This window comes from Candidatus Clostridium eludens (assembly GCF_045310515.1).
Classification (GTDB): Bacteria; Bacillota; Clostridia; order Clostridiales; family Clostridiaceae; genus Clostridium_B; species Clostridium_B eludens.
On the sequence record NZ_JBJHZX010000027.1, the window covers coordinates 17,870 to 40,548 of the forward strand.

The following is a 22,679-nucleotide window of genomic DNA, read 5'->3' on the forward strand; positions in this document are numbered from 1 at the left end:
AAACTCCACCTGAACCTAAGAATCACTTGATTTAAAATATGAAGGAGGAGTTACCTTTGAAAAGCTGTTATGAGCTTCAGCAAGTGTTATATTCAATAGATGGACGGGGATATTCCAGTTATAAGGAAATAAAAGGACAATATGATTTTGGAAAATACAGTCTTTCAATTGATCGTGTTCAGGTTGATCCCTATGCATCCCCATCTAAGTGCAGAATCATTATATCTCGTGAAGTTACAGGTATACCCCATGAAATCCTCAATTCCAAGAATAAGGTGACAGCGGTATCAGATTTCTTGACAAGAGCTTTTTGGAATAATATTCAAAGACTAAATAACAGCAATAATGGAAGAGGCAGAAGCGGATTGTTGATGATTAACCGTTGTGGTCAGGAAATACTTCAGAGAACCTCAGTTTTAATTAGAGATCAATGGATTGAAGTGCGTTTTGAAATGGGTTTGCCTGCAGCAGGAAGGCGTATTTTAGGAAAAGCAGCTAATCGTATTTTTAAGGAAATTCTTCCTGAAGTAGTAGACTATGCATTGATTTATAAAAATATTGACCAAAAGGCATTGAAAAATCAGATTGATTTGATTATAGATCAAGAATATATCCGTAAAGAATTAGAACGAAGAAGCCTTGTTGCTTTTATTGCCAACGGTTCCATTTTACCAAGAGAAAGTGGTGTTTCGGATAAGCCTCTGCCCCAGGGTGGAATTCCTTTTATAAGCCCTGAAAGTTTTGAAATAGAAATTATACTGCCAAGTCGCGGTGCAGTTAAAGGAATGGGAGTACCTGAGGGAATAACATTGATTGTAGGAGGCGGCTATCATGGAAAATCCACGTTATTGAAAGCTCTTGAATTAGGCGTGTACAACCATATCCCGGGAGATGGCAGGGAACTGGTTATTACTAGACATGACGCAGTTAAAATTCGAGCGGAAGATGGCCGCAGTGTGGAGAAAGTGAACATCAGTACTTTTATCAATAATCTGCCGGGAAAAAAGGATACTCTTAGATTTTCTACAGAAAATGCCAGCGGAAGTACTTCCCAAGCGGCAAATGTCATGGAAGCCCTAGAAGCAGGCACTTCACTTTTATTGATTGATGAGGATACTTCTGCAACCAATTTTATGATACGAGATGGACGGATGCAGAAATTGATTTCCAAAGATAAAGAACCAATTACGCCATTCACTGACAAAGTAAAATCACTTTATGATGAACAGGGTGTTTCTACCGTACTCATTGTGGGTGGGTCAGGAGATTATTTTGATGTGGCGGATCAAATTATAATGATGGACGAATATGTACTAAAAGATGTAACAAATTTTGCTAAAGACATTGCCAGAACTGAGGGATATAAAAGGGAACAGTCTGCAGATGATAAATTTGGAGATATTACAGCAAGAATACCACTCAAATTAGGGTTTGTACTAAAAGGAAAAGAAGATAGGATTAAAGCCAGAGGTAGATATAATATTTTATGTGGAAGAGAAGCTGTTGATATTTCAAGTTTGGAACAGCTAGTTGATGACAGCCAGACAAATTGTATTGCAGTAATGCTTGGTTTTTTGAAAAAAAGGATATTGGATGATGAAATGTCAATTTCTCAAGTTGTAGATAAGTTGTACAAACAAATTGAAGACTTTGGACTAGAGTCTATTTCACCCTATGCAGATCATCCAGGTAATCTGGCGCTTCCTAGAAAACATGAATTTTGTGCTGCTATAAACCGTTATCGGGGATTAAAGGTAAAAATGTGAATGATATTAGAGCTTTAAATAAATAAAAATAATATTTATAAAAACAGTATCAAATTTATATAAATAGTGTATAATGAAATTGTACAATAAATTGTACAAAAAGGAGATGGTTTTATGATAGCCGTTAATTATTCCAATGTACGTGAAAACTTTAAAACTTATTGTGATAAAGTAAATGATGATGCTGAGACTATAATTGTCACTAGAAAAAATAATAAGAATGTTGTTTTAATGTCACAGGATGAATATAATAATATTCTTGAAAATATTAAGATTCTTAAAAATCCCAAATACTTCATTAAACTTTATGAGTCAATAAAGGAGCTAGAAAAAGGTAATGTTCATGAATTGGAAGAAAAGGACTTGGAAACTTAATTATGAGGATATTATTTTCACAAATTGCATGGAATGAATATACAAATTGGCAACAGGAAGATAAAAAAGTATTAAAAAAAATAAATCAGTTAATTAAAGATATACAAAGAAATGGTGTTGATGTGGGGATAGGAAGTCCAGAGCCTTTAAAATACCAGTTTTCAGGATATTGGAGTAGAAGAATAACAATAGAGCATAGACTTGTATATAAGATAGCTAATGATGATACTTTGTATATTGCTAAATGCGAGGGCCACTATTAGGATACAAATAGTTTTTGCTAAAAGTGAAGGCTATTTGTTATACATAATGATAAGATGAGAATTTGTTAAAGCAGCATTCACTCATTATATATAACTGCCTTAAATGGGGGCTTTTTTGTTTTTTTTGGAGAAGTATTAATTTAATAATATGTTGGGAGTCTGCTCTTTAAAAAAAAATAATTCTTGTATGATGTTGCTTAAATTACGTAGGCTAGTACAAATATGGAGTATAATATAAATATAATTATTTTGTTTTCGCATTATTTAAGAAGCCACCAAGAGATTAAATCCAAATAAAAAAATACAGAGGTAGTTTCATGCATTTTTATATCATACTGTTATTTTTATTAGCTTTTATATTAGTAGGATTTTATGCTTTCCTGCATAAAAGAATTAATGTTTCAGGTGTAAGGCCGTTTATTATATGTGTTTTGTTAGTTGCTGTATGGAATAGTACATATTCTATGGAACTATTAAGTTATACACTGAGAGCAAAGGCTATGTGGTTTGTAATAAGAATGGCGTTCATATTATATATTCCTGCATTCTGGCTGATGATAACGCTGGAGCTAACAGATAGGCGGAATTTTAAAAGTTGGAAAAATAGTCTTCTTGTCATTATGCCTACCATTTCAGCTTTTCTGATTTTAACATCTTCCTACAATAATTGGTTTATATATAATTTTTATCTTGAACCTGGTTATAGATATGAAATTCTGCGATTTGCCACAGGTTTTTGGTTTTGGATTAATGCAGCTTACAATTATTTCCTTAATACAGTTAATATAGGATTATTAATGCAAGCTGTGTTTTCAAAACAATACGTTTGGAAAAAGCAGGCCATCATCATGATTATTGGAATGCTTATACCAATTATTAGCGATATTATGTTAGTGGGAAATTTAGGCTTCAATAAGAACTTGGATTTTACTCCTATTTCGTTTTTACTTTCATTATTAGTAACTGCTTTTGGAATGTTTAAGTATAGATTTATGGATATTGTTCCTGTTGCTCAAGAATATGCATTTAATGATATGAATCAATTAATGATAGTACTTAATCAAGGTAAAAAGGTTGTAGATATGAATAAGAAGGCACTGCAAATGTTCAATACTTCTATTCCAGAAGTAATTGGAACGCCAATACATAAAGTTATACAGGATATTACAAAGTATGATTTTTCTAATCCACATAATTCTGCGGTGAAGATTGGTTTAAATTATAAATTTACAGGGAAAGAGTTTTATTATTATGGTTCTATTAATGTAGTTAAAGGGAATAGAGGCAATATAGTTGGATATTTAATATTATTGGAGGATATAACAGAATTAACAATTACTCAGCAGAAGTTAGAGAAAGCAAATGAAGAATTGTGGAAATTGAATCAAGAACTTTATAATAAATCCATTAAAGATGGTTTAACTGAAATGTATAACAAAAAACATATTATTATATTATTGGAGGAAAATCTTCAAAGAGCAATAAAAGATAAAATACCTCTTACAATAGCTATATTTGACATTGATTATTTTAAACAACTTAATGATAATTATGGACATTTAGTTGGAGATAGTGTACTTAAAAAAGTAGCGGAATTAATTAGAGAAGAGTTAGGGGACAATGGAACGGTAGGAAGATTCGGGGGGGAAGAATTCCTGATATTTATGACCAATGCAGAATTAAAGGCTGGCGGTAAATTATGCGATAAAATCAGATTCACCATAAGTAATTACAAGTTTGAACATGATAAGTTAACTGTTACTATTAGTGCAGGTGTATCACAATTGAAATCAGATGATGATATTAATTCGTTAATAAAAAGAGCAGATGATTGCTTATATAAAGCAAAAGCAAATGGAAGAAATAAAATTGAATTGGAAGAGTAATAGTAATTATTGATAGATAAATATGAAGAAGATATCAGAAAAGCAGAGATCTTCTTCAAGGATTTAAAGTGATTTCTGCTTTTATTTTATTAAACTAAAAGTTATTATAGAATATTATTCTCTCCGCTAACTCACTTTTATAATGTAGTGGATTTGGTGAGGCATCTGATGCAGGGTATCTCAATTGTATATATTTATTAAATGGAATATACTAGATATATATTGTTATTACTAATAATGTATTCAAATAAAAAAATTGGAACCATTATGTACGTTTTATATGAAGTAATTAAATTATAAGTGAGGAGATGGCGTCGTGAATTATTTAAATAAACCATTAAACACAGGTAAATTGTTACTGAAAAATAGATTAATTATGCCTCCCATTGCAACAGCAAAATCCCAAATAGACGGAAAAATAAGCAAGGATATTTTGGATTATTATGATGAGAAATCAAGGGGTGGATACATTTCTCTTATTATTATTGAGCATAGTTTTATATCTCACCAGGGGAAAGCTAGTAACAACCAGATGTCTATTGCAGAGGAAGGTATGGTGGAGGATTTAAAAAAGCTAGCAGAAGTTATTCATAAAAATGGTTGTAAAACGGTAATGCAAATAAATCATGCCGGAAGTGCGGCGAAAGAAGAAATTACAGGGATGGAACCTGTAGGGCCTTCAGCTGTTTCCAATCTTTTTGGAAGTGGAGCAGTTCCAAGAGAACTTGAAAAAGATGAGATTAAAATAATTATAAATCAATTTAAAGAGGCGGCATTAAGAGTAAAAAATGCAGGCTTTGATGGCGTAGAAATTCATTCTGCCCATGGCTATCTTTTAAATCAGTTTTTATCTCCTATTACCAATAAAAGGACAGATGAATATGGAGGAAACATAACAGGAAGAGTTAAGATTCATAAGGATATTATAAAGAATATACGTGAAGCTGTAGGAGAATCTTTCCCAATATTTATGAGGCTAGGTGCATGTGATTATATGGATGGAGGTTTAACTATAGAAGATAGCAAGATAGCTGCACAACAACTAGAAAAAGCCGGAGTGGATATTTTAGATATTTCAGGAGGGCTTTGCAGATATACTATTCCTGGGGTAAATGAAGAAGGTTATTTTACACCTCTTTCAAGGGCAATTAAAGAAGTTGTATCAATACCTGTAATTGTAACAGGTGGAGTTATTCATGCAAAGACAGCAGATGAGATTTTAAGTAGGGGAGAGGCTGATCTAGTAGGAGTGGGAAGAGCTATATACAAGGATTCAGCTTGGGCTAAGAATGCTATGAAATAACTTGTAATACAATACTTAATGAATTATAAATATGTGATAAAATGTGGTTGTTATTTCATATTAGTAAAAGCTTATGAGTTTATAAATACAAGGTGGAGAAAAAATGACAATTCAAGTTTATTTAGTTTTTATTTTAACCTTTATTATTTATGTAATAGGAACACTGGCGTATTCTGCGAGAATTGTAGGAGTAAGAACAGGAAGAATTGCAGTATCTTTTGCCGTATTTAATGTGTTTGTACTAATACAGAGAACGGCCAATACTGTACAGGCGCCTTTACTTGCAAAAACTATTGAAAATGGTATAAATTCAGGACAGTCTGCAGGTTTAATACATATCTTTAGATGGATAATTTTTTCCATTACCTTAGCTACAATAGTAGGTGCAATTTTAATGCCTACTTTTATAAAAATATTCAACAAATTAGTTATATCATTTAGTGTTTACAGATCTCTTCCTAGATTAATGATGCATGCATTTTCAAAGTCGGGAATTGAACAATTTAAAAATAGTATTTCAATCCCTAAAAGGGAAAATCTATCTCAATTAAAGAATTTTAACAAGACTCCTAAAAAAGTGATTTTATTAAATATGATTTCATTTTCAGTATCAAGTATAAGTGTTTTAGCAGCTTTGTATGCTAGTTGTTTAGAGCCGGATTTGAGAATGACAAGTAGTACTTTATCTTCAGTTATTAATAGTATTTCAACAATATTTATGGTTATATTTATTGATCCCTATTTATCTATGATGACAGATGATGTAATAAGGGGAGAATCTACGGAACTAGAATTTAATCGTTGTATAATTTTTATTGTGGGAGGTTTGATTGCAGGAAGTATACTTTCCCAATTTTTATTAGTACCTGCTTCAAATTTAATAGTAATTATTGCAAAGCTTATTTAATTTATCCACAACATATTGAAAATATTTCAATTTAAAAAATAAGTCTGTATAGGAAAATGAGGTTTTATATCTATGAAAATAGACAGATTGCTGGCAATTGTGGTAATGCTTTTAAACAGAGAAAGAATATCTGCGGTGGAGTTATCCCAAAAATTTGAGGTTTCCGTAAGAACTATTTATAGGGATATTGATGCAATTAATATGGCTGGAATTCCCATAGTTTCAAAGCAGGGAAATAATGGAGGATTTTACATTGTAGAAAATTATAAAATAAATCATCAATTCCTTACGCTGGGGGATATGATCTCCGTCATTGAAGCCTTAAAAAATATAAATGGAGTCTTAAATGATAAAAATGTAGAGATTGCCATGGAAAAAATGAAAAATATCATACCATCTAACAAGAAAAGTGAAGTTGATTTGCATTTTAAGCAAGTTTCTATAGATACACTGCCTTGGGGATTTAAAAAATCTGAAAATGAAAATATAAAATATAAAATCATATATAAAGCGTTAAAGGAAAATAAGTGCATAGGGTTTAACTACAGAAATTCAAGAGGAGAATATATTTTAAGAAAGGCAGAACCTGTTACTCTTGTATTTAAAGGATTTTCCTGGTACATTTTTTCCTTTTGCCTTTTAAAAGAAGATTATAGAATATTTAAGCTGACCAGAATGGATGGATTAGAGATTTTAAGTAAGGAAATTTCAAGGTCAAGGGTTTCCTACAGAGAGTACATAATCAGTGAAAGCACTGAAAAAAGTCCTGTAAAGCTTTTACTTAGATTTTCAGAAGAAATCAGATATAGGATACAAGATTATTTTCATGAAGAGCAGATGATATTTCTGGAGGATGGTAGTGTCATAGTAAGTATGGAAGTTGTAGAGGATAACTGGGTGTATTCTATGATATTAAGTTATGGTGAGTATGTGGAGGTGATGAGTCCAAAGCATATAAGAGAAATTATAAGGGGAAAGTGCAAAAAAATAATTGATATGTATAAATCAATTCAAACATGACATAATGATGGCAAGGTTCTTTTGTATAATAAAGGTATGAAAATATGGAAGGAGAATATATTATGGAACAGAAATATTGCCAGAGCTGCGGAATGCCTTTAAGTGAGGAATTTTATGCCAGTGAAACAGATAATAAGAAAAACTATGAATACTGTATGTACTGCTATGAAAATGGGAAGTTTAAACAACCGGATTTAACCATGGAAGAAATGATTGAAATCTGTATTCCTTTCATGAAGGAGAAAGGTATGGCAGAAAAGGAAGCAAGATCTCTTATGGAAAATGCCCTTCCAAATTTAAAAAGATGGAAAAAATAGTGAAAAAGGGCTGTATAGTAGTGTAAAGAGATAAGAAGCAGTAGCAAGGATGAGCATAGATATGATTACTTGCCATCCCATAAATATTTTTTCATATCTATATGTCCATCTTTGCTCAAAGAAATTCCCTCCGATTTTAAAAGGGCTCTTTGAATATCAGAACTTCCAAATACATAATCTGGGGACAGTTCACCGGATTTTTTCACAACTCTGTGGCAGGGAATATAGGAAGGTGCTTTTCTCATTGCCCATCCCACTATTCGCGCACTTCTGGGTTCTCCTAGTATAGAGGCTATCTGACCGTATGTAGCTACTTTGCCCCGGGGTATCCTGGCAGCCAGTTCATAAACTTTTGAGAAGAAATTTTTGTCCAACTTAAGATCCTCCTTACCGTATAGCTTTTCTTTCATATAATTTTACTACATAAGCGTAGTTAAAAAAAGACTGTTATAATTATATGGTTTTTGTGGGTTATGATAAAATTAAAGCATATGATATATAATTTTATCACTTTAGGAGGTAGTAAATTCATATATGTATAAAATAATGATAATTGAAGATGACAAGACACTTTCAGATAATATTATGGAAATATTGGTTAAATGGGATTTTAATGCGTATGGGATAAGGGATTATTCTAATATCCTCTCTGAATTTATTGAAAATAAACCCCATTTAGTTGTGATTGATATTAACTTACCTTATTTCGATGGATTCTATTGGTGTAATAAGATTAGAGAAATGTCTAAGTGTCCCATTATATTTCTTTCCTCAAGAGATAGTAATATGGATATCATTATGGCCGTAAATATGGGGGCAGATGATTATATAACAAAACCCTTCTCCATGGATGTTTTAATTGCAAAGATAAGTGCACTTATAAGAAGAGCTTATTCTTACAGGGAAGAAGCTCAAGAACTATTAGAGTGTAATGGAGCTGTATTGAATTTGACATACAAAACACTTTCTTACGATGAAACAGAAATTGAACTTACAAGAAATGAATTTAAAATTATGCTGCTTTTAATAAAAAATAGCGGAAAAACTATATCCAGAGAGAGAATAATGAGAACGCTCTGGGATGATGACAATTTTATAAGTGATAATACACTTACAGTAAATATTAATAGGCTTCGCATGAGATTAAAAGATATAGGACTTTGTGATTTTATAAAAACAAAAAAAGGACGTGGATACATAATATCATGAATAAGTTAATTTATATAAAAAATTCAGTTTTAAAAATAATATATTTCAGCTGCATTTTTATTGTAATAAATTTAATTTTATTCAGCAGTGGGCCTATAGATGCATCATTTTATGATATAGCTTATATGGATTTTTTAATTATAGCTATATCATTATTTTTTATGTTTATTGATTACAGAAGGTGGAAATACAATTATAAGGAAATATATAAATCTGTAACTAGCGGAGAAAAAATAAACTTAAGTGCATCGGAGGAAAATGATGCTTTTGAAGTTTGGCTTATAAAAGAAGTTTTAAAAATGAAAGATAAAGAAAGAAATAAAAAGGTCCAGGAAGTAAGAGATAATTTAGATGAAATCAATGATTATATAACAAAATGGATTCATGAAGTAAAAATACCTCTGTCTGTGTGTGAACTTATTTTGGACAAAATGGATGAGACAGACATATCTGAAGAGCTGAGACTTGAAATGGATAGAATAAAATTTCTTATAAACCAGGTGCTTTATATAAGTAGAGCTTCAAGTTTCTCAGAGGATTTCCAAGTAAGTGAAATTGACATTGCCAAAATTATTAAAGCTGTAGTGAAAAAAAATGCATCATTTTTTATAGCAAAAAAAATAAATTTAAATCTTGAAGATATAGATTTTAATGTAATAACAGATGGAAAATGGATTTCCTATATCATAGATCAAATCATAAATAATAGCTGTAAGTACATGCATGAAGGTGGGCAAATAGATATATGGGGAGAAGAAAATGAGAAGAGGGCAGCACTTCATATCAGGGACAATGGAATTGGCATAGAAGAAAAGGATATAAGGAGAATATTTGATAAAGGATTTACTGGGGAAAATGGAAGACAATTTGGAAAATCTACAGGAATGGGTTTGTACCTTTCAAAAAAAATAATAGATAAGTTAAATCATCAATTAAAAGTTAAATCTCAAGTAGGCAGTGGCACAGAATCTATTATATGTTTTTACAAACTATCAGATTATTTTAATGTTACATAAATGTAAGGTTAAAAGGGAAAATGTAAGTTAGATTGGATGGAACCATGCAAAATCAGGAGGTAAAATAATACTAAGCTTTTAAAAAGGGGGATTTTTAAATGAGTATAGTTATAGAAACAAAAAATTTAAAAAAAGTGTATGGTTCAAAATCTATGTCATTTACTGCTCTAAGTGGAGTTGACTTACAGGTTGAAGAAGGGGAATTTGTTGGTATAATGGGTCCTTCAGGAGCTGGAAAGACCACTTTGCTTAATATTATTTCTACAATTGATAATGCAACTAGTGGAAATTATTATTTTGAGGGAAAGGATATGTCAAAGGTTAAAGGTAAAGCTCTGGCAGCTTTTAGAAAGAATAAAATAGGTTTTATATTTCAAGATTTTAATCTTTTAGATAATATGTCAGTTCAGGATAATATAGCCCTTCCGCTTGCACTTGGAAAGGTAGAATATGGTGAAATAATAAGGAAGGTCAATGAAACATCGGATTTTTTAGGACTTAAAGATCATCTGGGGAAATATCCCTATCAGCTTTCTGGAGGACAAAAGCAGAGGGTGGCAGCGGCAAGGGCACTTATGACAATGCCCTCTGTAATATTTGCAGATGAACCTACAGGTTCTCTTGATTCAAAGTCTGCTGCAGAACTCCTAGTATGTCTTACAGATATGAATAGAAAATATAGAACAACTATAATAATGGTAACACATGATGCTTTTGCTGCCAGCTACTGCAGAAGAATAATGTTTATAAAAGACGGAAAAATCTATGCAAGACTGGATAAGAACAAGGATAGAAAGGAATTCTTCCATAGGATTATGGATATGGTTTCATCCATGAGTACAGGTGTAGGTTACTATGTACAGAATGACAATGGGGGGGATTATTAATGAATTCTCTCAGCATGGCTTTTAATAATTTCAGAAGAAACATAAAGGTTTATGGGCTTTATGTAATGTCAATGATTTTTTCTGTACTTGTATACTATAATTTTATTGCCTTAAAATATAACCCGGATTTTCAAAAGGCAAAGGAAGTTACACAGTACATTAAAGGAACCTCTATTGCAGTATCATATTTACTTCTTTTATTCATTATATTTTTTGTGTGGTTTTCAAGTTCCTTTTTTTTAAATCAGAGAAAAAGGGAAATTGGGATTTATGCTTTTATGGGTGTTACAAACTCTGAAATTGCTCTTATATATTCTATAGAGTTTATTTTTATAGGAATTACAGCAATTGCACTAGGATTATTCCTTGGAATTATATTTTGCAAGCTGTTCCTTATGATGCTGGCTAAAGTCGCCATAATGAACATGAAAATAGAGTTTTTTATATCCTATAGGGCAATAGCTGAAACCGCTGTTACATTTTTTATAATCTTTTCTATAAATTCAATTTTGGGTTATATAAATATAATAAGGACTAAGCTTATTGATCTTTTAAATGCATCCAAAAGGGAGGAAGCCTATCCAAAAGTAAGTTATATAAAAGGCATATTGTCTTTGGTATGTATAGGTATGGGATATTATTTTGCAAGGAAAGCAGCAGGTGGTGTAGGGAATTTTATGACAAATCTACCTTTGGCTATTATATTTGTGGTAATAGGAACTTACTGGTTATTCGGGGCGGCATGTTCTGTAATAATGGAATTTATGATAAATAAAAAGAAAATACTTTATAGGGGAGTAAATATAGTAAGTATGTCCAATATTGCCTTCAGAATAAAAAATAATTACAGAACCCTGGCGGCAGTGGCCATTTTAGTAGCTGTAACGCTGACTTCCTATGGTACTGTATCATCTCTTAAGTATTTTGTTAAAATAAGAGATTCCATACAGGCTCCCTATGAAATTTCCTATATTTCTGAGGATAATGACAAAGTAAAATCTGAGGTAAGGGATAAATTGAGGGAAAATGGTAAAGATATAATTCTTGATGAAAATATAAAATTTATTATTTTAAAACCACATATAGAAAATCAAAGTGAATTTAGAATGAAAGATTCTGATACCACAGTAGTGAGATATTCTGATTTTGTGAAGATAAGCAGAGATTTAGAAGCAAAAAATTTAAAGAAAATAGAAGAAGAAAAGCTATTAAGAGGAGAAGCTTTTTATGTTGAAACATCTACCGTAGTAATGAGTCTCATAAATTTTGAAAAGGTAAAAGCATATATAGATGGCAGAAGTTATTTTATAAAGAAAACCTATAAGACTCCTTTATTTGGTAATGGTATTCCCACAGGATGTCTTATATTAAATGATGAAGATTATAATCTGCTTAAAAGTAAAAATAAGGAGTATGATTTTACTGGATTGAAAATAAATAATGTAAGTGATATAAAAACAACATCTGAAAAATTAAAATCTATTGCTGAAATCAAAGATACATTGTATGTAACTGTGAGCAAAGATGTCACAAGTTACAGCACATTTGGTATAATTTATTTTCTAGGGGCTTTTTTAGCTCTCGTTTTCATAATAGCTACGGGGAGTATAATATATTTCAAGCTTATAAGTGAAGCTTACATGGACAAAGAAAAATACAGCATTTTAAAGAAAATTGGAATGACTTATAAAGAAATATACAGTGCTTCTGCAAGGCAGATAGGTATTTCATATTTATTTCCTCTTATAGTTGGAATAATTCACAGCTGTGTAGCAATGTCTGTGTTAAGTGATCTTATGAATTATAATATAATAGTGCCTGCAATTTTAAGTATAATAATCTTCATTTTTGTATATAGCATTTATTTTGCTGCAACTACTAAAAAGTATTTAAATATAGTATTATCAGATGGAATCTTGTATACCTAATGGCAAATATAGAATTGAAAGGGGTAATCAATTATGTGGATAGACGAAGCGATATTTTATCAGATATATCCTCTTGGCTTCTGCGGAGCACCAGAAGAAAATGACGGTGAGATTAATTCTCGTATTCTAAAAGTCAATCAGTGGATTAATCATATTCAAAACTTAGGAGCAAATGCGATTTACTTTTCCCCAATATTTCAATCTGACAGACATGGATATGATACTCGGGATTTCCGAAGGATTGACTGCCGGCTTGGCACCAATCAGGATTTTGCTGATGTTTGTTCAAAGCTACACCAGCAAGGTATCCGGGTGGTGATAGATGGTGTATTTAATCATGTAGGGCGTGGTTTCTGGGCCTTTCAGGATGTGCTAGAAAATGGGGAGCAGTCCTGCTGCAAAGATTGGTTCTTTATTAACTTTCATGGTAACAGTCCTTATAATGATGGTTTTGGTTATGATGCCTGGGAAGGACATTATGAACTTGTAAAGCTTAATTTAAGCAATCTGCAGGTGAGAGAGCACATTTTTGAAAGTATTCGCCTGTGGGTGAAGGAGTTTGGAATTGATGGACTGAGGTTGGATGTAGCTTATTGTCTGGACGTGGATTTTTTAAGGGCATTAAGGACATTTTGTGATAGTCTCAAAACTGATTTTTGTCTTATAGGAGAAGTTCTTTTTGGTGATTACAATAGAATTGTAAATGGCGAGATGTGCCACAGCTGTACTAATTACGAATGTTACAAAAGTCTCTATTCAAGCTTCAATGACCTGAACTTGTTTGAGATTAACTATTCACTTAATCGTCAATTTGGAAATGAAGCATGGACACTTTATAAAGGTAAGAATTTGCTCAGTTTTGCAGACAATCACGATGTAACCCGTATTGCCAGCATCCTTAAGGATAAGAGACATTTGCCACTGGTTTACGGACTGCTTTTTGGTATGCCAGGTATACCTTGTATCTATTATGGAAGTGAATGGGGTGTAGATGGAGTAAAAGAAAAGGGTTCAGACAAAGGATTACGTCCTTATTTTGATTTACCTCAAAGCAATGAGCTGACTCATTTTGTTACTAAACTTGCACATATCCGTAAAAAAAGTAAAGCCCTATGCCATGGAGGGTATAGGACAGTTTTGATTACTAATGGACAGTTAATCTTTGAAAGATGTTTTAAAGACGAGCGGGTTGTTATTGCATTAAATGCTCAGGATAGGGATTATTGTGCTCATGTTAATTTAGGAGCATCTAGTGCTGTTGATTTGTTAACAGGCCACAGCGTAGAGTTATGTGGAGATTGCAGTCTTCCACCTTACAGTGTATACTTTTGGTCTGTAAACTAATAATATGAAAGTGTATAGATAGGGGCTTTTGCTCTGTTTCCTGTGATAATATTTCTACAGGTGATTAGGGCATGAAAGCCCTTTCAATATTGGAAGCATTAATATAGTTATTAGAGGAATAGTTAAGGAATAAATTAACAGAAATTATATTGAAATTAACAGAAATTAATTATATTATAATAATAAGTATTAGTTTAGACTAATAATTTTTATAAGGAGGATGCTATGGGGAAACGATTAGATGATAAAAAAGCTTTATGTAAAGAGATTGAAACAGTAAGGGAATTACTTCATAAGAAAATAGAAGAAAACACTGGTGGAGAAGAAATTCAGCAGGTCAGTGAGACTTTGGACAAACTTATAGTTGCCTACTTTACAAAAGTAAAATAACATATTTTCACCTGTGTCCCAGAAAAATAGAAAAACAATCAAATTTTTACTAAATTTGTCTTGTTAAAATAGCATCTTAAATTAATTATTTCATATTTTTAATTAAAACAATAGGTTGATTGGACTAATTGTTAAAAATGTAATTTTAATAGTATATTTTAATAGATTTATAATTTGTAATGTATATTTTTAATAAATTATTAAAATGTACTATTGCCTTTTTAGAAAAGTTATGATATAGTTTAATACAAGTTATTATTCTAAATAATGTTAATTTTCATTTGATAAGAATTAATTGCTGTCAAAATCCTTTCATAGAATAATTCACATAATTTCAAAAGATGAAAAATCATTGTAATAGACTGGAAGATAATGATAGACTTAATTGCATTATTTGTTACCAGAGGTAGTTTTACTAATAAAGAAGAACAATATAGAATATGTGCTAAAGAAGTTACTGAGGAGATAAAATGAATATGTAACAACAAAAGAGCATACCCCTTAGTGTCCGTAAAAACGTCAAGAGATACACTCACAGATAAGTTAGAATCCGTTAAATTCTAACCACATGTAGTATAGCATAAAAGGTAAACAGTGTCAATATCGTTTACACCTTTAAAAAGTATATGAAATGAGGAGTATAAGGAGATGATTAATTAAAAAAATTAATGTTTTAGTTTAAAGGGAAAATATAGACTATGAGAGGATTAGTGAAAATAATTTTTAAAAAATAAGGAGGAAATAATTATGCCATATCATGAATTTGAATGCAGCAAGTGTATTCCTGAAAGAAAACAACATGCTGTTATAAAAGGTCCTGGAGAGAATTTGACAGATGCTCTTCCACTGGGATATCTTAACACAATTCCTGGGACTATTTCCGAACGAGGCTGTGCATACTGTGGAGCAAAACATGTTATAGGTACACCTATGAAAGATGCCATTCATATGAGTCATGGACCTGTGGGATGTACCTATGACACATGGCAAACCAAACGTTATATCAGCAATAACGACAACTTCCAGATTAAATATACTTATGCCACAGATATGAAGGAAAAGCATGTTGTATTTGGTGCTGAAAAACTGCTGAAACAAAATATCATTGAGGCATTTAAAGCATTTCCAGATATTAAACGAATGTGTATTTATCAAACTTGTGCTTCTGCTCTTATCGGGGACGATATCAATGCAGTTGCTCAAAAAGTAATGAAAGAAATGCCCGGTGTAGATATTTTTGTTTGTAATTCTCCAGGGTTTGGAGGACCGAGCCAGTCAGGGGGACATCATAAAATCAATATCGCCTGGATCGACCAGAAGGTAGGAACACTTGAACCAGAAATTAAAAGTGACTACGTTATTAATTATGTGGGAGAGTATAATATTCAGGGTGATGAGGAAGTTATGATGGATTATTTTAAGAGAATGGGTGTTCAGGTTCTTTCTACTTTTACAGGTAATGGGTCTTATGATGATTTAAGGAGTATGCACAGGGCACACCTGAATGTACTTGAATGTGCACGTTCTGCAGAATATATCTGTAATGAACTGAGAAAAAGATACGGCATTCCCCGCCTTGATATCGACGGATTTGGTTTTGGACCACTGTCGGCATCACTTAGAAAGATTGGATTGTTCTTTGGAATTGAAGATAAAGCCCAAGCCATTATCGATGAAGAAATAGCTAGATGGAAGCCGGAACTTGACTGGTATAAGGAACGGCTTAAAGGCAAAAAAGTATGTCTCTGGCCGGGAGGATCAAAACTCTGGCATTGGGCTCACGCAATTCATGAAGAAATGGGAGTAGAAGTGGTGTCTGTGTATTCAAAATTTGGCCATCAGGGAGATTTTGAAAAAGGTATTGCCAGATGTGAAGAAGGTGCACTGGCCATAGATGATCCAAATGAACTTGAAGGACTAGAGGCTATGGAGATGTTGAAACCTGATGTTATTTTTACCGGCAAACGTCCGGGAGAGGTTGCCAAAAAAATACGGGTACCCTATCTGAATGCACATGGATACCACAACGGTCCTTATAAAGGATTTGAAGGATGGGTCAGGTTTGCACGTGATATATATAATGCTATTTATTCACCTATTCACCAGCTTGCCTATTTGGATATTAGCAAAGATGAAGTACCTACAGATGCAGGATTTTTAACACAAAGGATGATTTCTGATGTGAATTTAAGTCAGGAAGTAGTTTCTTCAAGCAATTTGAGAGAGTATACGGGTAAATATGATATTATTCCAGGGTTGTGCAAGAAAACCTACCCAAGCTTTCCACTGAAAAAACAGCTTTCGGCGTTGTAATGGAGGTAATGATTTATGGAAGATGTAATGAAAGATAGGATCGAACAGCTTGTTGATTATATTATGAAGAACTGTCTATGGCAATTTAATTCACGTGCTTGGGACAGAGAAAAACAAAATGAGGGAATACTTACGAAAACCATGCAAATATTGTGTGAGGAACCCGCAGAACATGAAACTCCAGCCGACAAGTGCTACTGGGTGGATGCGGTGTGTCTGGCTGACGCTTTCAAAAGCCGCTACTCCTGGCTGGCTGCTATGGACAAAACAGAAATTAAAATATTGATGAAGGAACTTAAAGATCGTATGGATTTTTTAACTATTACAGGCTCTCTTAATAAAGAACTTACGGTTCCACTCTATTAGAAAGGAATGATATTATGTCTTGTGAAGTGAAAGAAAAAGAACGTGCCGGTATTATCAATCCCATATTTACATGCCAGCCTTGTGGTGCCCAGTATGCCAGCATAGGGATAAAGGATTGTATTGGCATAGTACATGGAGGACAGGGGTGTGTTATGTTTGTCCGCTTACTATTCTCACAACATTTCAAGGAAAGTTTCGAGCTTGCATCTTCTTCCCTGCACGAAGATGCTGCGGTGTTCGGTGCTCTGAGACGTATAGAAGAAGCGGTGGATGTGCTTTTGATGAGATATCCCCATGTAAAAGTTGTACCAATTATCACAACCTGTTCCACAGAAATAATAGGTGATGATATTGATGGTGTTGTTAATAAACTCAATAGGGGACTTTTGAAGAAAAAATTTCCTGGCAGGGAAGTTTATCTTGTTCCAGTTCATACGCCAAGTTTCACTGGAAGTATGGTAAGTGGATATGATATTACGGTAAAAGATTTTGTAAAATATTTTGCTAAAAAAGGTGAACCAAGCGGAAAACTCAACCTGATTACCGGCTGGGTAAATCCTGGAGATGTGACAGCACTGAAACACCTCTTATCAGAAATGCAGGTGGATGCTACTGTTCTTTTCGAAATTGAAAGTTTTGATTCCCCTCTAATGCCGGATGGGAATGCAGTTTCTCATGGTAATACAACAGTTGAGGATCTCACTGGAACAGCCAATGCAATTGGAACCATTGCACTTAACAGGTATGAAGGTGGTCAAGCCGCTCAATACCTAGAAAAGGAATTTGGTGTTCCATCTATTATTGGTCCTACACCTATTGGCATTCGTAACACAGATACTTTTTTGAAGAATTTGAGCAAAATGACGGGAAAGCCAATTCCGAAGTCTCTGGTTCATGAGCGCGGAGTTGCCATCGATGCACTGACAGACTTTACGCATATGTTTCTTGCAGACAAAAAAGTAGCTATTTATGGCAGTGCCGATCTTGTCATAGGTCTTGCACAATTCTGTCTTGATATGGAAATGAAACCTATGCTGCTTCTCCTTGGGGATGATAACAAATCCTATGGAAAAGACCCTCGTATCAAGGAGCTTCAGGAAAATGTGGATTACAATATGGAAATCATAACCAATGCAGATTTATGGGAACTAGAAGACCGTATAAAAAACAAAGGGCTTGAACTTGATCTCATTCTGGGTCACTCCAAGGGCCGTTTTATTTCCATTGATAACAATATTCCTATGGTACGGGTGGGCTTTCCAACTTACGACCGTGCAGGACTTTATCGTTATCCGGTACTGGGGTATGCAGGTGCTATATGGCTTGCTGAAGCCATGGCAAATACCTTGTTCACAGATATGGAGTATAAAAGGAATAAGGAATGGGTACTTAATGTATGGTAAAGTAAATTAGATTCTGCCAAACTTAATTTGTTGTTAGGTTTGGCAGAATCATTAAAATAATAAAGGAGAAGTCGTTATGGAACAAATAAGGTACACACAAAGAATTTGCAGTAATAAGAAAAAAATTGATCACTTTCTAATTGAAAAAAGAGCAGGTACATTAAGTATGTGTGACAAAAAAGGCAAACCCTATGCCGTACCTGTAAATTATATCTACCACAATGATAAAATTTATATACATGGTATGGGCAGCGGTAAAAAAAATGATATTCTTCAACAAAATCCAGAGGTCTGTTTTATGGTTTTTGAAGAGTTTGGAACTGTCACTGATTCTATACCCTGTAAATGTGATACTTCTTATTTTAGTGTGGTTATTTTCGGCAAAATGGTTTTAGTACAGGATTTAGAGGAAAAAGCTCAGGTACTTACGCAGTTTTTAGAAAAATTTGTACCTGGCCTTTTTAAAAATTCTCTTTCTACGGAATTTGTGGATAAATACCGTTCTTCACTAGATAATAATGCTGCAGCTGTTTACTGTATCTATCCCGAGGATCTTACTGCCAAGGAAAATCCGGTTGATATGGAGAATATGTTCAGCTACAATAAGAGTATAGATAAAAGTTAACTATATATTTTTGGGGAATAGAAGGGATAAAAAATGCTTGGTATTACTAAATTGTTATGTGGATCTGAAAACTTTGGAGACAGACTGCGCTATGCTCCCGGTGCAGGTCATGAAAAGAGTGGTGCATCTAAAGGGAATGGTCCGGTAGTTGTATGGAATTGTACTAATACTTGCAATCTAAAGTGCAAGCACTGTTATGCGGATTCCAAAAATAGAAAATTTGAAGGAGAACTGGATTCAAGGGAGGCAAAATATTTAATAGATGATCTGGCAAAATTAAAAGTTCCGGTACTTCTTATTTCTGGTGGAGAACCACTTATGAGGGATGACTTATTTGAATTGATAAGCTATGCTAAAAATTATAATATTAGAAGTACACTTTCAACTAATGGAACATTGATAGATAAAAAAACAGCTGAAGATTTAAAACGAAATGGTGTAAGCTATGTAGGAATCAGCCTGGATGGAATAGGAATAAGGCACGATGAGTTCAGAGGTGTAAGTGGAAGTTTTAATAAGTCTTTAGAGGGAATTAGAAATTGTATGGAAATAGGTCAAAAAGTCGGACTTAGGTTTACAATAAACAGAAATAATTACAACCAGTTAGAAGATATTTTCTATTTAATAAAAGAAGAGAAAATACCAAGGGCATGTTTTTACCATTTGGCTTATTCTGGAAGGGGGAATGCCATGGCTCAGGAGGACATTACTTTTGAACAAAAAAGACAAGCTCTTGATCTTATAATGAATATGGCGGTGAAGCTTGGAAAAAATGTTGAGATTCTGACTGTGGGTAACCATGCGGATGCAGTTTATTTATACCTTCAAGTTAAGAAAAAATATCCCCATTTAACAGATAAGGTCTGGAATTTAATACAGACAAATGGTGGCAATAGATCGGGAATGGCTCTTGCAAATATTGATTTTAAAGGACATGTGCATGCAGATCAATTCACCCAACATCATAGTTTCGGCAGCATAAGAGAAAGAGAATTTAGTGATATATGGGAAAATCCTTCTAATTCCCTAGCTGTTGGTCTGAGAGATAGAAAGTCCTTATTAAAAGGAAGGTGCGGCAGATGTAAATGGCTGAGTATCTGTAATGGAAACCTCAGGGTAAGGGCAGAAGCGGTAACAGGAGACTTTTGGGCCTCTGATCCATCCTGCTATTTAACCGATAAAGAAATAGGGATTTTTAGTATGGTGAAATAAGGGGAGGTACAGCTTTGATAATATCTTGGAATACCACAAATAAATGCAATATGAGTTGTAAACATTGTTATAGAGATGCCGGGTCAGAGGTTAAAGGAGAACTAAATACAGTAGAAGCTAAAAAATTAATTGAAGATATAGCAAAATCCGGATTTAAAATTATGATATTTTCCGGAGGAGAACCTTTGATGCGTAGGGATATTTTTGAACTGATAAAACATGCGGTAAAGTGTAAGCTGCGGCCTGTACTGGGAAGTAACGGCACTTTAATTACCATGGAAACAGCAAAAAAACTTAAAGCTGCAGGCGCTATGGGCATAGGTATTAGCTTGGACAGCTTAAATAGTAATAAACATAACCAATTCAGAGGTCTAGATACAGGTTGGCAGGACACCATAAAGGGAATGGGAAACTGCAGAGAAGTAGGGTTAGCTTTTCAAGTACATACCACAGTTATGGAATGGAACTTGAAAGAAATACTGGATATAACAGATTTTGCTGTTAAAATAGGGGCCACTGCCCATCATATTTTCTTTATAGTACCTACAGGCCGTGCAAAAAATATTCAACACGAATTTTTAAATGCCCATCAGCATGAAGAACTTTTAACAAACATAGTTAATAAACAAAAAGAAGTATCTATAGAAGTAAAACCTACCTGTGCGCCACAATTTATGAGAATTGCAAAACAAAAGGGAGTTTCATATAGATTTTCAAAAGGATGTATAGCGGGAATAAGTTACTGCATTATTAATGCTAAAGGTGATGTACAGCCTTGTGCATATTTAGATATGTGCCTAGACAATGTGAGAAATAAATCTTTTTATGAAATATGGAAAAATAATAGTGTACTAACGGAACTGCGCACACTGGATTACAAAGGGAAATGCGGTATTTGTACATATAAGAATTTGTGCGGCGGCTGCCGTGCCAGGGCTGCATTTTATAACAATGGTGATTATATGGCAGAAGAAAGTTTATGTATCTATGATGGGAGAGGTTAGTCATGGAACAAAAGGTTATGGATTTACTAAATATTATACAAAATGACTTTCCTGTAGAATCAAGACCTTTCTTAACTCTGGCAAATAAATTAGACATGACTGAAGAAGAGGTTATAGAACTTGTAAAAGGTTTTAAGGAATCAGGTTATATTCGCAGATTAGGAGGGGTCTTTGATTCAAGTAAATTAGGTTATACAAGTACCTTGTGTGCAATGGAAGTTCCAAAAGACAGAATTGAAGAAGTGGCAGCTATAATAAATAATTATAGCGGTGTCACTCATAATTATTTAAGAATACATAAATATAACATGTGGTTTACATTAACAGCACCCTCCAGCCAAAGCATTGAAGATACCATTGAAGAAATAAAAAACAGCACAACAATTAATGATATAATGATTTTAACTTCCTTAAATACTTTTAAAATAAAAGTAAATTTCAACGTAAAAGGAGTATAGGTGTATGGATTTGCTAGATAAGGCTATTATCCTTAAGCTTCAAGAGGATCTGCCCTTAGTTCTCCAGCCCTATAAGCATATTGCAGATGAATTGGGGATTTGCGAGGAAGAATTATTAAGTAGATTGAAAGAATTAAATAATAAAAAAGTATTACGGAGAATAGGCGCTATATTATATCACCGGACTGCTGGATTTAAAGCCAATGCTATGGTTGTGTGGAATATTCCAGAGTGTAGAATTAAAGAAGTAACAGATATAATGATTTCTTTTTCAGAAGTAAGCCATTGTTATCGGCGCGAAGTTTTATCAAATTGGAATTATAATATTTATACTATGGTACATTCCAAAACTTTTGAACAATGTGACAATATTATTTCACAGATTTCAGCTTGTGTAAACATAGATAAATATGAAGTCCTATACAGCACTAGAGAATTAAAAAAAAGCAGTATGAAATATTTTTATTAATAATAAAGTGATCCATTTTTTTATTTCATCATGTGAAACTAAGATATCTAATATGCAAATAAGTTTTCTGAATAAAAATAATTGAAACACTAAAAACTAAATAGTAAATAAACCTATAGACTGGCTGATTATTTTTTTCGAGATGTCTAAAGTGTTTAATTGCAATAATGTAATTATTGTTATAAAATTGTAATTAACAAATTTATGTAGAGAGAGGT

General features: G+C 33.0%; 23 protein-coding genes. 22 read left to right on the forward strand and 1 reads right to left on the reverse strand.

Annotation, left to right across the window (positions count from 1 at the left end):
- Positions 1-56 precede the first annotated feature (56 nt).
- The 8 genes from ACJDU8_RS16795 (at position 57) to ACJDU8_RS16830 (ending at position 7,837) form a co-directional block, all read left to right on the forward strand.
- The gene (locus ACJDU8_RS16795; protein WP_406793308.1) at positions 57-1,766 is read left to right on the forward strand and encodes an ABC-ATPase domain-containing protein; all 1,710 of its coding nucleotides are present in this window, start codon (positions 57-59) and stop codon (positions 1,764-1,766) included.
- A 114-nt stretch (positions 1,767-1,880) separates the two neighbouring features.
- On the forward strand, positions 1,881-2,141 hold the full coding sequence (locus ACJDU8_RS16800) for a type II toxin-antitoxin system Phd/YefM family antitoxin (RefSeq protein WP_406793309.1): 261 nt from the start codon (positions 1,881-1,883) through the stop codon (positions 2,139-2,141).
- A 2-nt stretch (positions 2,142-2,143) separates the two neighbouring features.
- Positions 2,144-2,404: a Txe/YoeB family addiction module toxin gene (locus ACJDU8_RS16805; protein ID WP_406793310.1), complete on the forward strand. Its 261-nt coding sequence runs from the start codon at positions 2,144-2,146 to the stop codon at positions 2,402-2,404.
- Between the two features lie 317 nt (positions 2,405-2,721).
- Positions 2,722-4,290 carry a histidine kinase N-terminal 7TM domain-containing diguanylate cyclase gene (locus ACJDU8_RS16810; protein ID WP_406793311.1) on the forward strand — a complete coding sequence of 523 codons (1,569 nt, stop codon included), beginning with the start codon at positions 2,722-2,724 and terminating at the stop codon, positions 4,288-4,290.
- Positions 4,291-4,606: 316 nt separating this feature from the next.
- Positions 4,607-5,593, forward strand: coding sequence for an NADH:flavin oxidoreductase (locus ACJDU8_RS16815; protein ID WP_406793312.1), 987 nt, complete (start codon positions 4,607-4,609; stop codon positions 5,591-5,593).
- A 103-nt stretch (positions 5,594-5,696) separates the two neighbouring features.
- Entirely contained in the window at positions 5,697-6,500 is an 804-nt protein-coding gene (locus ACJDU8_RS16820; RefSeq protein WP_406793313.1) for a lipid II flippase Amj family protein, read from the forward strand.
- Between the two features lie 72 nt (positions 6,501-6,572).
- Positions 6,573-7,520 carry a helix-turn-helix transcriptional regulator gene (locus tag ACJDU8_RS16825; protein ID WP_406793314.1) on the forward strand — a complete coding sequence of 316 codons (948 nt, stop codon included), beginning with the start codon at positions 6,573-6,575 and terminating at the stop codon, positions 7,518-7,520.
- Positions 7,521-7,582: 62 nt separating this feature from the next.
- Entirely contained in the window at positions 7,583-7,837 is a 255-nt protein-coding gene (locus ACJDU8_RS16830; RefSeq protein ID WP_406793315.1) for a zinc ribbon domain-containing protein, read from the forward strand.
- A 65-nt stretch (positions 7,838-7,902) separates the two neighbouring features.
- Here ACJDU8_RS16830 and ACJDU8_RS16835 read toward each other — a convergent pair whose 3' ends face one another.
- Entirely contained in the window at positions 7,903-8,211 is a 309-nt protein-coding gene (locus ACJDU8_RS16835; RefSeq protein WP_406793316.1) for an MGMT family protein, read from the reverse strand.
- 160 nt (positions 8,212-8,371) lie between these two features.
- On the opposite strand from ACJDU8_RS16835, the gene ACJDU8_RS16840 reads away from it, so the two are divergent.
- From ACJDU8_RS16840 to ahbB, 14 genes are all read left to right on the forward strand, one after another.
- Positions 8,372-9,046, forward strand: coding sequence for a response regulator transcription factor (locus ACJDU8_RS16840; protein WP_406793317.1), 675 nt, complete (start codon positions 8,372-8,374; stop codon positions 9,044-9,046).
- Positions 9,043-10,062: a sensor histidine kinase gene (locus tag ACJDU8_RS16845; RefSeq protein ID WP_406793318.1), complete on the forward strand. Its 1,020-nt coding sequence runs from the start codon at positions 9,043-9,045 to the stop codon at positions 10,060-10,062. Before ACJDU8_RS16840 ends, ACJDU8_RS16845 begins: the two co-directional genes overlap by 4 nt.
- Positions 10,063-10,160: 98 nt before the next feature.
- A complete protein-coding gene (locus tag ACJDU8_RS16850; RefSeq protein WP_406793319.1) occupies positions 10,161-10,949 on the forward strand; it encodes an ABC transporter ATP-binding protein in 789 nt (262 codons plus the stop codon).
- A complete protein-coding gene (locus tag ACJDU8_RS16855) occupies positions 10,949-12,877 on the forward strand; it encodes an FtsX-like permease family protein (RefSeq protein WP_406793320.1) in 1,929 nt (642 codons plus the stop codon). The genes ACJDU8_RS16850 and ACJDU8_RS16855 overlap by 1 nt, the downstream gene beginning before the upstream one ends.
- 33 nt (positions 12,878-12,910) lie before the next feature.
- Positions 12,911-14,221: an alpha-amylase family glycosyl hydrolase gene (locus ACJDU8_RS16860; RefSeq protein WP_406793321.1), complete on the forward strand. Its 1,311-nt coding sequence runs from the start codon at positions 12,911-12,913 to the stop codon at positions 14,219-14,221.
- Between the two features lie 225 nt (positions 14,222-14,446).
- A complete protein-coding gene (locus tag ACJDU8_RS16865; protein WP_406793322.1) occupies positions 14,447-14,611 on the forward strand; it encodes a Spo0E family sporulation regulatory protein-aspartic acid phosphatase in 165 nt (54 codons plus the stop codon).
- Positions 14,612-15,358: 747 nt separating this feature from the next.
- Positions 15,359-16,924, forward strand: a complete 1,566-nt coding sequence (anfD, locus tag ACJDU8_RS16870) for a nitrogenase iron-iron protein, alpha chain (protein ID WP_406793323.1) — start codon at positions 15,359-15,361, stop codon at positions 16,922-16,924.
- 15 nt (positions 16,925-16,939) lie between these two features.
- Positions 16,940-17,290 carry a Fe-only nitrogenase subunit delta gene (anfG, locus tag ACJDU8_RS16875; protein ID WP_406793324.1) on the forward strand — a complete coding sequence of 117 codons (351 nt, stop codon included), beginning with the start codon at positions 16,940-16,942 and terminating at the stop codon, positions 17,288-17,290.
- A gap of 14 nt (positions 17,291-17,304) precedes the next feature.
- On the forward strand, positions 17,305-18,693 hold the full coding sequence (anfK, locus tag ACJDU8_RS16880; protein WP_406793325.1) for a Fe-only nitrogenase subunit beta: 1,389 nt from the start codon (positions 17,305-17,307) through the stop codon (positions 18,691-18,693).
- Positions 18,694-18,769: 76 nt separating this feature from the next.
- Positions 18,770-19,318, forward strand: a complete 549-nt coding sequence (locus ACJDU8_RS16885; RefSeq protein ID WP_406793326.1) for a pyridoxamine 5'-phosphate oxidase family protein — start codon at positions 18,770-18,772, stop codon at positions 19,316-19,318.
- Positions 19,319-19,351: 33 nt separating this feature from the next.
- Positions 19,352-20,530 (forward strand): putative heme d1 biosynthesis radical SAM protein NirJ1, encoded by a 1,179-nt coding sequence (nirJ1, locus tag ACJDU8_RS16890; protein ID WP_406793327.1) that lies wholly within the window; start codon positions 19,352-19,354, stop codon positions 20,528-20,530.
- Between the two features lie 14 nt (positions 20,531-20,544).
- Entirely contained in the window at positions 20,545-21,534 is a 990-nt protein-coding gene (nirJ2, locus tag ACJDU8_RS16895) for a putative heme d1 biosynthesis radical SAM protein NirJ2 (RefSeq protein ID WP_406793328.1), read from the forward strand.
- Positions 21,535-21,536: 2 nt separating this feature from the next.
- Positions 21,537-21,992 (forward strand): siroheme decarboxylase subunit alpha, encoded by a 456-nt coding sequence (ahbA, locus tag ACJDU8_RS16900; RefSeq protein ID WP_406793329.1) that lies wholly within the window; start codon positions 21,537-21,539, stop codon positions 21,990-21,992.
- Positions 21,993-21,996: 4 nt separating this feature from the next.
- The gene (gene ahbB, locus ACJDU8_RS16905; protein ID WP_406793330.1) at positions 21,997-22,461 is read left to right on the forward strand and encodes a siroheme decarboxylase subunit beta; all 465 of its coding nucleotides are present in this window, start codon (positions 21,997-21,999) and stop codon (positions 22,459-22,461) included.
- The last annotated feature ends 218 nt before the right edge of the window (positions 22,462-22,679 follow it).